The sequence below is a fragment of the Bradyrhizobium pachyrhizi genome (assembly GCF_029714545.1).
Taxonomy (GTDB): domain Bacteria; phylum Pseudomonadota; class Alphaproteobacteria; order Rhizobiales; family Xanthobacteraceae; genus Bradyrhizobium; species Bradyrhizobium pachyrhizi.
Genome location: NZ_CP121667.1, coordinates 3,206,352 through 3,219,413, shown reverse-complemented (window position 1 = coordinate 3,219,413; position 13,062 = coordinate 3,206,352). Strand labels below are relative to the sequence as shown.

General features: G+C 65.5%; 11 protein-coding genes. 4 read left to right on the top strand and 7 right to left on the bottom strand.

Going from position 1 to position 13,062, the window contains the following annotated elements:
* Entirely contained in the window at nt 1-891 is an 891-nt protein-coding gene (locus tag QA639_RS14795) for an ABC transporter permease (protein ID WP_028331838.1), read from the top strand.
* Between the two features lie 289 nt (nt 892-1,180).
* On the opposite strand, the gene cnbZ is transcribed toward QA639_RS14795, so the two are convergent.
* The 6 genes from cnbZ to QA639_RS14765 all read right to left on the bottom strand — a co-directional run bounded on the left by cnbZ (nt 1,181) and on the right by QA639_RS14765 (nt 8,321).
* On the bottom strand, nt 1,181-1,924 hold the full coding sequence (cnbZ, locus tag QA639_RS14790; RefSeq protein WP_157348257.1) for a 2-amino-5-chloromuconate deaminase CnbZ: 744 nt from the start codon (nt 1,922-1,924) through the stop codon (nt 1,181-1,183).
* Nucleotides 1,925-2,056: 132 nt separating this feature from the next.
* Nucleotides 2,057-5,158, bottom strand: a complete 3,102-nt coding sequence (locus QA639_RS14785) for a multidrug efflux RND transporter permease subunit (protein WP_028331840.1) — start codon at nt 5,156-5,158, stop codon at nt 2,057-2,059.
* 81 nt (nt 5,159-5,239) lie between these two features.
* A complete protein-coding gene (locus tag QA639_RS14780) occupies nt 5,240-6,433 on the bottom strand; it encodes an efflux RND transporter periplasmic adaptor subunit (protein ID WP_016842923.1) in 1,194 nt (397 codons plus the stop codon).
* A gap of 1 nt (nt 6,434) precedes the next feature.
* Nucleotides 6,435-7,136 (bottom strand): TetR/AcrR family transcriptional regulator, encoded by a 702-nt coding sequence (locus tag QA639_RS14775; protein ID WP_028331841.1) that lies wholly within the window; start codon nt 7,134-7,136, stop codon nt 6,435-6,437.
* A 64-nt stretch (nt 7,137-7,200) separates the two neighbouring features.
* On the bottom strand, nt 7,201-7,791 hold the full coding sequence (locus QA639_RS14770) for a thiamine pyrophosphate-dependent enzyme (protein WP_157348259.1): 591 nt from the start codon (nt 7,789-7,791) through the stop codon (nt 7,201-7,203).
* Nucleotides 7,788-8,321 (bottom strand): thiamine pyrophosphate-binding protein, encoded by a 534-nt coding sequence (locus QA639_RS14765; RefSeq protein WP_028331843.1) that lies wholly within the window; start codon nt 8,319-8,321, stop codon nt 7,788-7,790. Before QA639_RS14765 ends, QA639_RS14770 begins: the two co-directional genes overlap by 4 nt.
* 204 nt (nt 8,322-8,525) lie before the next feature.
* Between QA639_RS14765 and QA639_RS14760 the strand changes: the two genes are divergently transcribed.
* On the top strand, nt 8,526-9,749 hold the full coding sequence (locus QA639_RS14760; protein WP_157348260.1) for a cytochrome P450: 1,224 nt from the start codon (nt 8,526-8,528) through the stop codon (nt 9,747-9,749).
* Between the two features lie 111 nt (nt 9,750-9,860).
* The gene (rocD, locus tag QA639_RS14755) at nt 9,861-11,075 is read left to right on the top strand and encodes an ornithine--oxo-acid transaminase (protein ID WP_050386060.1); all 1,215 of its coding nucleotides are present in this window, start codon (nt 9,861-9,863) and stop codon (nt 11,073-11,075) included.
* Nucleotides 11,076-11,600: 525 nt separating this feature from the next.
* On the opposite strand, the gene QA639_RS14750 is transcribed toward rocD, so the two are convergent.
* Nucleotides 11,601-12,035 carry a hypothetical protein gene (locus tag QA639_RS14750; protein ID WP_244978810.1) on the bottom strand — a complete coding sequence of 145 codons (435 nt, stop codon included), beginning with the start codon at nt 12,033-12,035 and terminating at the stop codon, nt 11,601-11,603.
* Between the two features lie 72 nt (nt 12,036-12,107).
* Here QA639_RS14750 and QA639_RS14745 point away from each other — a divergent pair, with 72 nt between their 5' ends.
* Complete coding sequence (locus tag QA639_RS14745; protein WP_244482387.1) at nt 12,108-13,034, top strand: Spy/CpxP family protein refolding chaperone; 927 nt, start codon at nt 12,108-12,110, stop codon at nt 13,032-13,034.
* The last annotated feature ends 28 nt before the right edge of the window (nt 13,035-13,062 follow it).

Sequence of the window (13,062 nt, the reverse complement as noted above, 5' to 3'; positions counted from 1 at the left end):
ATGACGGACGCGACACTCACCACTGCCGCTTCGCTTGCCGTCGCCGAAACGCTGGAAAGCCCGGCGCGGCGCGCCTGGCGGCGGCTGATCCGGCGCAAGGGCGCCGTGCTCGGCCTCGCCGTGATCGCGATCTTCATCCTGCTCGCCGTGTTCGCGCCGCTGATCGTTCCCTATGATCCCATTGCGACGAGCTGGTCGCTGGTGCGCAAGGCGCCGTCGGCGCAGCACTGGTTCGGCACCGACGAGCTCGGCCGCGATGTGCTGGCCCGCGTCGTGTTCGGCGCCCGCGCCTCGCTGCTTGCCGGCGTCATCTCGGTCGGCATCGCGCTTGCGATCGGCGTACCGCTCGGCCTCGTCGCCGGCTATCGCGGCGGCTTCATCGACGCGCTGATCAGCCGCATCACCGATGCGATGCTGGCCTGCCCGTTCCTGATCCTGGCGATCGCGCTCGCGGCGTTCCTCGGCCCGAGCCTCGGCAACGCGATGATCGCGATCGGCGTCTCGGCGACCCCGATCTTCATCCGCCTGACCCGCGGCCAGGTGATGAGCGTCAAAGTCGAGGACTATGTCGAGGCGGCGCGCGCGATGGGCAATCCGCGCTGGCGGATCGCGCTGGTCCACATCCTGCCCAACATCCTGCCGGCACTTTTGGTGCAGGCGACGCTGTCGATCGCGGCCGCGATCATCGCCGAGGCCGCGCTGTCGTTCCTCGGCCTCGGCCAGCAGCCGCCGGCGCCGTCCTGGGGCAGCATGCTCAACGCCGCGCAACGCTTCCTGACAAGCGCGCCATGGATGGCGGTCTGGCCGGGGCTTGCGATCTTCCTGGTCGTGTTGTCGTTCAATCTGGTCGGCGACGGCCTGCGCGACGCGCTGGACCCGAAGGCGCGGTGACTGCAAACTGAGCGCGCCCATCCCTCTCCGTCATCCCCGCGCAAAGGCTTCGCCTTCGCGGGATGACGGGGAGAGTTGCGTGACACCAAGTTCGCGTCATTGCGAGCGAAGCGAAGCAATCCACCATCACCGAGCGTGCGGAGCTATGGATTGCTTCGTCGCTTCGCTTCTCGCAATGACGACGAAAGCTAAAGCGCGATGAGATTAGGTTGAATCGTCATCGCGCCTTAGCTCTTTGTTTGAGCATGATCTTTTCGGAAAACCGCTTCGCACTTTTCCGGATCATGCTTTAGATCACCACTTCCCTTAGCACCCTGCGGCAATCCATCTCGTATTCGAGATCGACCACCGGCGGGCGGCAGAAGTGCCAGGTCAGGCCGGAGCGGGTGGCGCCGCGGCGGACCAGCTCGTCGACGAGCACGGGATGGATGTCGTGCACGGTGTAGGCCTGCACCGCCGTCGTCCCCTGCCAGCCGAAGCTGAACTCCGCCAGACGGCGCTCCATCTCGCCGGCGGTGAAGCGGACCTTCTCCCGCCACGCGCCGGGACTGAGATCGCGATAGCAAACGATGCGGTCGGGATAGCTGGCGGTGCCGCCGCGTGCCTCCGCGCCGCCGGCGATCACGAAGGAGGGCGACGTCGTCGTGCTCGGCCGCGTGATCGAGAACGCATGGAACGACGGCTCGGCCGGCGGATCGATCTCGGGACAGACATTGCTGCGCGCCACCGGATTGATGGTGCCGTCGAACAGCCCCCATTCGGTGAGCGTCTTGACGTAGTGCTGGTTGAAGGCGCGGAAGCCGTCCTCGGTGAAGGCGGCCGGCGAACGCAACTCGCAGGCGCAGAACGCGGTCAGCGGCCGGCCGGCATCCTTGATGTAGGCCGCGATCCGCGCAAAACCTTCCGCGAGCGGCAGCAGGCGATCGAAGCGCACCCGCTCGATCTCAAAACCCGCGTTCGCCTGCGCGCCGCTTGAATATTGGAACACGGCCGGAATGAACCGGTAATTGCCCGCCGCAAACTCGCTCGCCATGCCTGTTTCCTCCGGATTTCCTGAGGCGAGTTACTTTCTGCCCGCCCTCGGCAAAGGCTATCACGGGACAAAGAAAAGGCGGCAGTGGCTTTCGCCAGCGCCGCCTTCCCTGCGAGCATGAGCTTGGAGGGCTCAGGTCGGTTTCAGCGCGCCGCCGCGACGGTCGAGCTCGTAGTCGGCGATCTGCTTGGCGCGATCGGAATGGGCCGCGGCCTGGTGGTCGGTCGCGATCACCGTGTAGACCATCGGCAGCACGAACAGCGTGAACAGCGTGCCGATCGTCATACCGGCCACGACCACGAGCCCGATCGAGAAGCGGCTGGCAGCGCCGGCGCCCGAGGCCGTGAGCAGCGGCAGCAGGCCGGTGACCATGGCCGCCGTCGTCATCAGGATCGGACGCAAGCGGATCCGGGCAGCCATCTCGATCGCCGCTCGGCGGTCCAGTCCCTCGTTGAGCTGCAGCTCGTTGGCGAACTCCACCATCAGGATGCCGTGCTTGGTGATCAGTCCGACCAGCGTCAGCAGGCCCACCTGGGTGTAGATGTTCATAGTGGCGACGCCGAAGAACAGCGGGATCAAGGCGCCGACGATTGCCATCGGCACCGAGATCATGATCACGAACGGGTCGCGCAGGCTCTCGAACTGCGCCGCCAGCACCAGGAAGATGATGATGATGGCGAACGCGAAGGTGACCAGCAGCTGATTGCCTTCGTGGACGTATTGCCGGGAGTCGGCCAGAAAGTCGTAGCTGAAGCCGGACGGCAGCTTCTTGGCTTCACCCTGCAGGAACTCCACCGCCTGGCCCATCGAGACGCCGGGCATCGGCACCGCCTGGAAGGTCGACGAGTTGAGCTGGTTGTAGTGGGTCAGCGCGTTCGGATCGACGCCGGTCTCGACCGAAACCACGGTCGACAGCCGCACCAGCTGCCCGGTCGCGGTGGGAACGTAGTAATCGTTGAATGCCTCGGGCGCGAGCCGGCTGGCGCGCGGCACCTGCGGGATCACCTGGTAGGAGCGTCCCTCCAGATTGAAGCGGTTGACATAGTTGCCGCCGAGCAACGTCGCCAGGGCGCCGCCGATCGACTGCATGGTGATGCCGAGGTCGCTCGCCTTGGAGCGATCGACCTTCACCCGGACCACCGGCTGGTTGAAGTCGAGGTCGCTGTCGGTGACGATGAACAGGCCGCTCTTGCGCGCCGCATCCTTCAGCTTGTTCATCTGGTCGAACACCTGCTGGAATCCGGCCGTCGACGAGATCACCATCTGCACCGGCAGACCGCCGGGGCCGCCGGGCAGCGGCGGCAGGCTGAACGCGAACGCGCTGATGCCCTCGATCTTGGACAGCTCCGCCTGAACCAGCGGCTGCAGCGCCTGCGCGCTGCGCTTGCGCTCATCCCACGGCTTGAGCAGCATGCCCGCGAAGCCGCCCTGCGGACCGGTGATGCCGTTCAGGATGAACCGCAGGTCGGTCTCGGGAAACTTCTGGAACTCCTTGTCCATCTTGTCGCCGTAGAAATCGATGTAGTCGATGTTGGCGTATTTCGGCGCCTTGGTCACCGCGAACACGATGCCCTGGTCCTCCTGCGGCGCCAGCTCCTTCTGGATGTGCATATAGAGGAAGCCGACCAGACCGAGGATGGTCACGGCGAACAGCGCCGTGATCGGGCGGTAGTCGAGCGAACGGTCGAGCTGACGGCCATAGGCGCGCGTCAACGCGCCGAACACGCGATTGACCAGCCTGGCGAACCGGCCCTCCTCCGCGCTCTTGAGGAACACCGAGCACATCATCGGCGACAGCGTCAGCGCGATCACGCCCGACACGATCACCGAGCCGGCCAGCGTGAAGGCGAATTCGCGGAACAGCGTGCCGGTCACGCCGCCAAGGAAGCCGATCGGCGCGTACACCGCCGCCAGCGTGATCGTCATCGAGATGACGGGACCGACAATCTCGCGGGCACCCTTCAGCGATGCCTGCACCGGTGGCAGGCCCTCCTCGAGATGTCGATGGATGTTCTCCACGACAACGATCGCGTCGTCGACCACGAGGCCGATCGCCAGCACCATCGCCAGCAGCGTCAGCAGGTTGAAGCTGAAGCCGGCAGCCAGCATCAGGATGCAGACGCCGATCAGCGACAGCGGGATGGTGACGACGGGAATGATCACCGACCGCAGCGAGGCCAGGAACAGGAAGATGACGACGACGACGATCAGGACCGCTTCGGTGAGCGTCTTCTCGACCTCGTCGATCGACGATTGAATGAACTTGGTGGAGTCGTAGGCCACCTTCATCTTCATCGACGGCGGCAGGTTGCGCTCGAGGTCGGGAAACAGCGCCCGTACGCCCTTCACCAGGGTCAGCGGGTTGCCCTGCGGCGTCGCCTTGATGCCGATGAAGATCGCATGCTCGCCGTTGAAGGCAACACTGGCGTCCGTCGACTGCGCGGCGAGCTCCACCGTCGCGATGTCCTCGATGCGCACAAAGCCGCCGTCCTTCGCCTTCACGATCATCCGTTTGAACTGATCGATGTTCTGAAGGTCGGTATTGGCCGAGACGTTGGAGACGATGAAGAAGCCCTTGGTCTGGCCGGCGGCCGCCTGGAAGTTGTTGGCGGCGATCGCGGCGGCGACGTCGTTGGGCGACACGCCGCGTCCGGCCATGCGGGTCGGATCGAGCCAGACGCGCATCGCGAAGGTCTGGCCGCCGAGGATGTCGGCCGACGCGACGCCGTCGACCGTCGAGAGCACCGGCTGCACGACGCGGGTCAGATAGTCGGAGATCGACGATCCGGTCAGCTCCTCGCTGGAGAAGCCCAGATACATCACGGCGATGGTGTCACCGGTCGCCTTGGTCACGACGGGGTCGAAGGCTTCCTTCGGGATCAGGTATTTGACCGAGTTGACCTTGGCGAGCACCTCGGTCAGCGCCTGGTTCGGATCGTGATTGAGCTTGACGTAGACCTGAATCGTCGAAGTGCCGAGCACCGAGTTCGACGTCATGTAGTCGACGCCTTCGGCCGACGCGACGGCCTGCTCGATCGGCGTGGTGATGAAGCCGTTGATCAGCTCGGGCGACGCACCGGGGTATGACGTGGTGATCGTCACGACGGTGTTCGAAAGATTCGGATATTGCCGGATTGGCAAAACCATCGCCGCGCGCAGGCCGATCAGCAGGATCAGCAGGCTGACGACGACCGACAGCACCGGGCGCTTGATGAAAATATCAGTGAAGGCCATCGCCAACTCGATTCGTGTTCTGCCGGCTTGCGGCAAGATGTGGCGGAGGGCCGATGGCCCTCCGAGTTCGATGAATGAAGATCAGTAGCGCGGCGGTTCGGCGGGAACCGGCGGCGGCGGATCGGTCGAGATCGCAACCGCCATGCCCGACTGCAGCTTGATCTGGCCGACGGCGACGACCTTGTCCCCCGCCTTCAGACCCTTGAGGATCTCGACGCGGCCCTCGACGCGGTTGCCCGTCTTCACGAAGGTGCGGTCCGCAGTCAGGGTGGTCTTGCCGTCGTCGCCCTTCTTCTCGGTGATCAGGAACACCGAGTCGCCATACAGCGTGTAGTCGACTGCGGTTTCCGGAATGGTCACGACCGGCGGCTTCCCGGGCAGCACGATCGTGGTGGTCGCGAACATGCCGGGCTTGAGGATGCTGTCCGGATTCTGGATCGTGGCCTGAACCCGGATGTTGCGGGTGTCGGTCGCGATCTGCGGCTCGATGGTCGTGATCTTGCCCTCGAAGGTGCGGCCCGGATAGGCGTCGACCGAGACGCGTACGGCCTGGCCGACCTTGATCTGCGAGCTCTGCTTCTCGGTGACGGTCAGGTTGGCGTACAGCACCGACAGATCGGTCAGCGACACGATCTGAGTGCCGGCCGTCAGATACTGGCCGACTTCGACCTGGCGCACGCCGAGATCGCCTTCGAACGGTGCGCGCACCAGCTTCTGCGAGATCAGCGCCTCGGTCTTGGCAATGCCCGCCTTGGCCTGGTCGTAAGCCGCCTGCGCGGTGTCGACGGTCGATTGCGGACCGAACTGGCGCGACGCGAGCTGCTTGGCGCGGTCGAGCTGCAGCTCGCCCACGGTCGCCTGCGCCTTGTAGTTGGCGAGGTCGCCCTGCTCCGGTGCGTCGAACAACTGCACCAGCGGCGTGCCGGCCTTCACGTGGCTGCCGGCGGTGAACAGTATCTCGGTGATGCGGCCCGGCACGTCGGTCGTGACGTTGACCTGGTGCACGGCGACGAGATCGCCGACGGCGGTCAGCAGGTTCGGAATCACCTCGGTCTTCGCCTCGACGGCCGACACGTTCGCCGGCGGCGGCTTATTGTTGGCAAAGAACTGCGCGATCATGTGGCTGCGGAAGGCGTTGAAGCCGACCAGCGCACCGACGAGCAGGGCCAGCAACAGGCCTACGATGATGAACCAGCGCACCATGCGGACGGGACGCTTGGCTTGCTTCTCCTTGATCGGTTGCCCCGAGATGTGGCTTTCGGTCTGAATATTCATGTCATGCACTTTCTGCAGTTACCGACGGTCCTGCGATCGGCGACGGCTGGCGGCCCAAATGAGTTGAAATTGCGGCTTCGGTAAGTCCGATGCCGCGAAGGATGAATTGGCAAAGCTGGCGCTCGGCCGCGGCGGCATCGCCGTAGGGGAGACACGGTGTCGCAGGCAGCTGGGTCAGCGCACCCATCAGCACGGTATGGTGCGCAAACCAGAACAGGTTGAGCGGCTCGTCGCCGATCTTCGTGGCCTCGCCGGAGGCAATCGCCCGCTCGAGCGAGGCGGCGAAGGTCGGACCGATCAGCTTGCCGACCTTGTCGTAGAGCAGGCGCGCAAACTCGCCGTCGTCGAGATGGCTCGTCACCATCAGCCGCATCCGCTGCGCCTCTTCCTGATCAGGCGCATCACGCAGCTGCATGAAGTGACCGACCATGCCTTGCACCAGCTCGACCAGCGTCGCAGTCGAGGGCTCCTGCCCGAGCAGATGCGCGAGATCGGGATCCGCCTCGCACTCCTCGGCAAGGATCTCGGCATAGAGCGCCGCCTTGGACGGGAAATGCTTGAACAGCAGCCCTTCCGAAATGGCAGCCGCGGCCGCCACGCTCTTTGTCGTGGTGCCGGCAAAGCCGTTGCGGGCGAAACACCGCTTTGCGGCGCTCAGGATCAACTGACGCCGCAAGTCACTCGTCATGCGTAAGGTAGACATTTGGGTCGTGAGTAATCACTCACTTTACCAAAAGTCAAGGTTCTATTGCACCGCGAAAGCCACTTTAAATAGGAGTGTGGCCGATCGACCCTCTGATCCGGTTCACGAGGTAGGTGCCGTCGCGGCTAGACAGCACGCGCTCCAGATTGGCCCCGTCGATCTTTGCGCTGGCGAACCGCGGCCCTGCCGTAACGTCTTGCAAAGACGAGGCAAAAGCCTCGACCTCAGCCATCGTGCTGATCGCCCGGCTATCACCGATTCCGCAGGCTTTGGCAACACCGACCAGGTCGGCAGGCCCGCCGGTGTGGCTGGCCTGGCCGCCGGTCTCGCCATAAGCCTCATTGTCCAGCACAATGATCGAGAGATTTTTGGGCTGCTGCAGGCCGACGGTAGCGAGGCTTCCCACCCCCATCAGCATCTCGCCGTCGCCGGTGATCACGACGACCGGCAGCGTCGGCTGGGCCAGCGCGAGGCCGAGCCCGATCATCACGGCGCCGCCCATGCCGCCCCAGAGATAGAAGTTGCGGTCGTGGTCGCCGGCGGCGGCGATGTCATAGGTCGAGGCGCCGAGGCCGCCGACGGCGAAGGCGCCCTTGCGATCTTTCAGCAGTTCGGAAACGACGGCACGGCGGTCGAGGAGATTGGCTTTGCTCATTTGGTGAAGACCTTTGCCCCGATCAGGCGCTGCGACAGCAGGACGGCGGTGGGCGTGCAGGCGTTATAGGCCTGCGCTGCGCCGGCCTCGACGACTTCGCGGACCTCTTCAGGGTGCGAGGCGCGCAGCACCTTGATCCCGGACAGTTCGAGAATCCCCTGCGTGTTCGAGCCCATCGGCACCTGCCAGGGATTGAACTCGCCCCATTCGCCGCGCATCGTCACCAGCGTAAGGAACGGCAGGCGGAAGATCTGCACCAGCGACAGCATGTTGATGCAATTGCCGACCCCGCTCGACTGCATCAGCAGCACGCCGCGCTGGCCGCCGGCCCAGGCGCCCGCGAGCAGCGCTACGCCCTCCTCTTCGGTGGTCAGCGCGATGCCGCGCATCGAGGACGACCCCAGCACCCGCTCGATCAGCTGCGAATGGCCGGCGTCCGGCACGTAGGGCACCTGACGCACCTCGAAGCGCTGCAATATCGAGAAGATCTCCTCGGGCCAGGAGGCCGCAGTGTCGGCACGGGCATGCATTGGCGTTTCCGGTCTTGTTGTTTGGTCGCGACTGTAGAGGGGCGCGCGCGCTTCATCAAAGCGCAAAACCGCATATGGCTCTGCGATTTGCTCGCACCACGCGGCGCCCGGCGCGCTGTTCCCGGCGCCTAGCAAATTGTGTTGCGCGGCCGCCGCCCGCGGCTTACGATAGTTGCAAATGAAACTAATTGGGCTGGATGCGCCATGAACGGACACGCGCGAGAACTGGCTGACGGCTTCGACCTAGAGAAGCTGACGCCGGAGTTCTACGCCGACCCCTACCCGACCTATCGCGCGCTGCGTGAGCACGTGCCGGTCAAGCGGCTGCCGAACGGCTGCTATTTTCTCACCCGCTACGACGACCTCATCGCCGCCTACAAGAACACCAAGGCGTTCTCCTCCGACAAGAAGAAGGAGTTCCTGCCGAAATACGGCAACTCGCTGCTCTACGAGCATCACACGACCAGCCTCGTCTTCAACGATCCGCCGGCGCATACCCGCGTGCGGCGGCTGATCATGGGCGCATTGTCGCCGCGGGCGATCGCCGGCATGGAGCCTGACCTGATCGCGCTGGTCGACGGCCTGCTCGACCGGATCGAGACCCGCGACCGGTTCGAGCTGATCGGCGACTTCGCCTCGGCAATTCCGGTCGAGGTGATCGGCAATCTGCTCGACGTGCCGCACGACGAACGCGAGCCGCTACGCGACTGGTCGCTGGCGATTTTGGGGGCGCTGGAGCCCGTGATCGGCAAGGAGACGTTCGACCGCGGCAACAATGCGGTGAAGGATTTCCTCGCCTATCTCGAAACGCTGGTTGAACGCCGCCGCGCCAAGCTCGGCAATCCCGAACGCGACGTGCTGACAAGGCTGATCCAGGGTGAGGATAATGGCGAGCGGCTGACCGCGAAGGAATTGCTGCACAACTGCATCTTCCTGCTCAACGCCGGCCATGAGACCACGACCAATCTGATCGGCAACGGGCTGGTGACGCTCACCCAAAATCCGGATCAGAAACAACGGCTGATCGCGCAGCCCGAGCTGATCAAGACCGCGGTCGAGGAGATGCTGCGCTACGAAAGCTCGAACCAGCTCGGCAACCGCATGATCGTGGAAGAGACCGAGCTCGGCGGCATCAAGCTGCCGGCGGGCACGCTGGTCACGCTGTGCATCGGCGCGGCCAACCGCGACCCCGCGCAATTCCCCAACCCCGAAGCTTTCGACGTCGCGCGCGCGCCGAACCGCCACCTCGCCTTCGGCACCGGCGCGCATCAATGCGCCGGCATGGCGCTGGCGCGCCTCGAAGGCGCCATCGCGATCTCGCGGTTCCTCAAACGCTTTCCGAACTACGCGCTCGACGGCGCGCCGGTTCGCGGCGGGCGGGTGCGCTTCCGCGGCTTCCTCAGCGTGCCCTGCAGCATCAGCGCATAAGACGACACATTTGGCCGGCGACAGACTTCCCTGTGGAGGAACTGATGCCCAAATCAACTGCAGGCGCGATTTGATGTAATCTCTCGGGCGCTGCAGCGGGAGTGACGCATGATGAATGCATCGGTCACTGATTTCCTCGCAACCGAAGCGCAGTTCGGCACCTACAATTATGAGCCGATCGGGGTCGTGCTGTCCCGCGGCGAAGGCGTCTGGGTCTGGGATACCGATGGCAACCGGTATCTCGACTGTCTCTCGGCCTACTCGGCGGTGAGCCAGGGCCACTGCCATCCCAAGATCCTCGCAGCCATGATCGAGCAGGCGCATCGGCTGACGCTGACCTCGCGTGCCTTCCACAACGACCAGCTCGCTCCCTTCTACCGCGAGCTCGCGGAACTGACCGGCTCGCACAAGGTGCTGCCGATGAACAGCGGCGCCGAAGCGGTGGAGAGCGCGATCAAGTCGGTGCGCAAATGGGCCTATGAGGTCAAGGGCGTGCCGGACGGGCAGGCCGAGATCATCGTCTGCGCCAATAATTTCCACGGACGCACGCTCGGGATCGTCGGCTTCTCGACCGACCCCGGCTCGCGCGACCATTTCGGCCCGTTCGCGCCGGGCTTCAAGATCATCCCGTTCGGCGATGCCGCCGCGCTTGAGCAGGCGATCACGCCGAACACCGCGGCCTTCCTGGTCGAGCCGATCCAGGGCGAGGCCGGCGTCATCATTCCTCCGCCAGGCTATTTCGTCCGCGTGCGCGAGCTGTGCACCGCGCACAATGTGATGCTCGTGTTCGACGAGATTCAGACCGGGCTCGGCCGCACCGGCAAGCTGCTCGCCGAGCAGCACGAAGGGATCGAAGCCGACGTGACGCTGCTCGGCAAGGCGCTGTCGGGCGGCTTCTATCCGGTGTCGGCGGTGCTTTCCAACAACGCCGTGCTCGGCACCTTGCGGCCCGGCCAGCACGGCTCGACCTTCGGCGGCAATCCGCTGGCCTGCGCGGTGGCGCGGGCGGCGCTGCGCGTGCTGATCGACGAGGGAATGATCGAGAACGCGGCGCAACAGGGCGCGCGCTTTCTCGCCGGCTTGCAGGACATCCGCGCCAACGTCATCCGCGAGGTGCGCGGGCGCGGGCTGATGCTGGCGATCGAGCTGCATCCGGAAGCCGGCGGTGCCCGCCGCTACTGTCTGGCGCTGCAGGCGCGCGGCATTCTCGCCAAGGACACCCATGAGCACACCATCCGGATCGCTCCGCCGCTGGTGATCACCGGCGATCAGGTCGACTGGGCGACGGAGCGGATCGCGGCGACCCTCACGCAGGACGTCTCCTGACGGTTCCCCGCGCCGGAAGACCGTAACGCCGGCCGTAGCCACAACGAACGAATCCGACGTCAGTGCGTTGAAGCACTGCGGGCGACTGTTGAAAGGAGAGCTACGCTCATGCTTTCCCGTCGCGCTTTGTTTGTTGTCTTTTCGATTGGCAGCTCGATGCTCGTGGCGAACGGCGGCGCGTCCGCCCAGCCACACGGAAAAGGTCCACCGGCGGCAAGGCCGGCTGCACCGGCCGCAATGGCGCGTCCCGCCGCGCCGATGGTACACGCCGCCCCTCCCGCGATGGCCAGGCCGCCCGCAATGGCGAGACCGCCTGCAATGGCTCGGCCACCCGCGATGGCACGGCCGGCAGCACCCGCGTTCCACGCCCCGCAGCGACCGGCGATGGCGCCGCGCCCGGCCCCGCATTTCGCCGCCCCGTCTGTGCGCCTGGCCCCCCATATCGCCGCGCCGCGTGTCGCAACGCCACGCCCCGAATTCCGTCGAGGAGCACCGCAGCGTCAAGCTCCGCATATCGCGGCGCCATCACGCCCGAGCCCAACTTCGCGCTTGAGCGAGCGGCCGTCGCCGACGGAGCGCGTTCAACAGCGCGCGCAGCAGCACCAGCAAATGATCCAGCAACGCCAGCAGGCGGCGCAGCAGCGGCAGCGTGACGCGCTCTCGCGCCAGACCACTGAGCGGCAGACCCGGATCGATCGCCTGCAGCAGCGCGTGCAGCAATTGCAGTCGCAAAAGGTCCAAGGCGCACGCGCGCAACGCGTCCATGACCGTGCCCTGCAGGCGCAGAACCGCCTGTTGCAGCGCGAGCAGCGTGCGCAGCAGGCCGACGTTACCCGCCGGCAGAGATTGGCGCCGGCAGCGACGGTTGGCGCTGCGGTCGCGACCACGGCCGCGACGCAGGCGGCTCAGCGCGAGCGATTTGCCGCGCGCTTCCGCGAGCAGGCAGGTGCGCAAGGCCAAGCAGGGCTTGCGGCGCGCCAAGGCGGCTGGGCGCCCCGGCATGCCTGGCGCCGCGGCAGCCACGCGGCCTTCGTGGCGTGGCTTGGGCCGGTGTTCTGGCCCTACGCCTATTCGGACATCTTTGACTACACGTTCTGGTCCTATGCCTACGAGCCCGGCTATTGGGCCTACGCCTATGACGACTTCGTCGACACCGTGTTCTGGGACACCAACAGTCCCTACTCCGCCTATGCCAGCATCAATCCTGGCGACTATCCGGCGACCACAGGCCGCGATCGGTCCCGTCAACGCACCGACACGAGCCCGCAGGCAATCAAGCAGCTCTGCGGCGAACCGGACAAGGGCGTCACGGCCTGGCCGCTTGCCGACATCGCGCGGGCGGTACGGCCGGACCAGCAGCAGCGCGCCCTGCTCGACGAATTGAAGACGTCAGCGGCAAAGGCCGCCGATATCTTCAAGGACTCCTGTTCGGACAGCTATGCCATGACGCCCACCGGCCGTTTGCGGTCGATGCAGAACCGCATCAGCGCGACGCTCGAGGCGATCAAGATCGTGCGGCCGGCGCTGGAGAATTTCTACAGCTCGCTCAGCGACGAGCAACAGGCCCGCTTCAATGCGCTTGGTCCGCACGTCGGGGAGCGTTCGCCGCAGCAGCAGGAGGCGACCGCGCAAACCGGCAATTGCGGCGATTCGAAATCCGACCTGGCCCACCTGCCGATCAACCGGATCGAGGCCTCGCTTCATCCGGCTGGCAAGCAGAAGGAAGCGCTCGATCGCCTGAGCGATGCGACCACAAAAGCCATAGCGGACCTGCAGGCGGCCTGCCCGAACGACGTGCCGCTGACGCCAGTCGGCCGGCTGGAGGCGATGCAGCACCGGCTCGAGGCCATGCAGAAGGCCGCGAAGCTGATCGAGCCTGCACTGGACGAGTTCTATGCGATGCTGAGCAGCGAGCAGAAAGCCCGCTTCAACACGCTGCAGCGGGTCGCGAGCCCCTGAGACGGCCGGCCGGCGCTCCGGATCGCCG

Bases quoted from the DNA above. Each gene is read 5' to 3' on its own strand.
- rocD (WP_050386060.1), top strand. From the start codon at position 9,861: ATGAATGCATCGGTCACTGATTTCCTCGCAACCGAAGCGCAGTTCGGC.
- QA639_RS14785 (WP_028331840.1), bottom strand. From the start codon at position 5,158: ATGGCCTTCACTGATATTTTCATCAAGCGCCCGGTGCTGTCGGTCGTC.
- QA639_RS14770 (WP_157348259.1), bottom strand. From the start codon at position 7,791: ATGAGCAAAGCCAATCTCCTCGACCGCCGTGCCGTCGTTTCCGAACTG.
- cnbZ (WP_157348257.1), bottom strand. From the start codon at position 1,924: ATGGCGAGCGAGTTTGCGGCGGGCAATTACCGGTTCATTCCGGCCGTG.
- QA639_RS14765 (WP_028331843.1), bottom strand. From the start codon at position 8,321: ATGCATGCCCGTGCCGACACTGCGGCCTCCTGGCCCGAGGAGATCTTC.
- QA639_RS14795 (WP_028331838.1), top strand. From the start codon at position 1: ATGACGGACGCGACACTCACCACTGCCGCTTCGCTTGCCGTCGCCGAA.
- QA639_RS14760 (WP_157348260.1), top strand. From the start codon at position 8,526: ATGAACGGACACGCGCGAGAACTGGCTGACGGCTTCGACCTAGAGAAG.
- QA639_RS14780 (WP_016842923.1), bottom strand. From the start codon at position 6,433: ATGAATATTCAGACCGAAAGCCACATCTCGGGGCAACCGATCAAGGAG.
- QA639_RS14775 (WP_028331841.1), bottom strand. From the start codon at position 7,136: ATGTCTACCTTACGCATGACGAGTGACTTGCGGCGTCAGTTGATCCTG.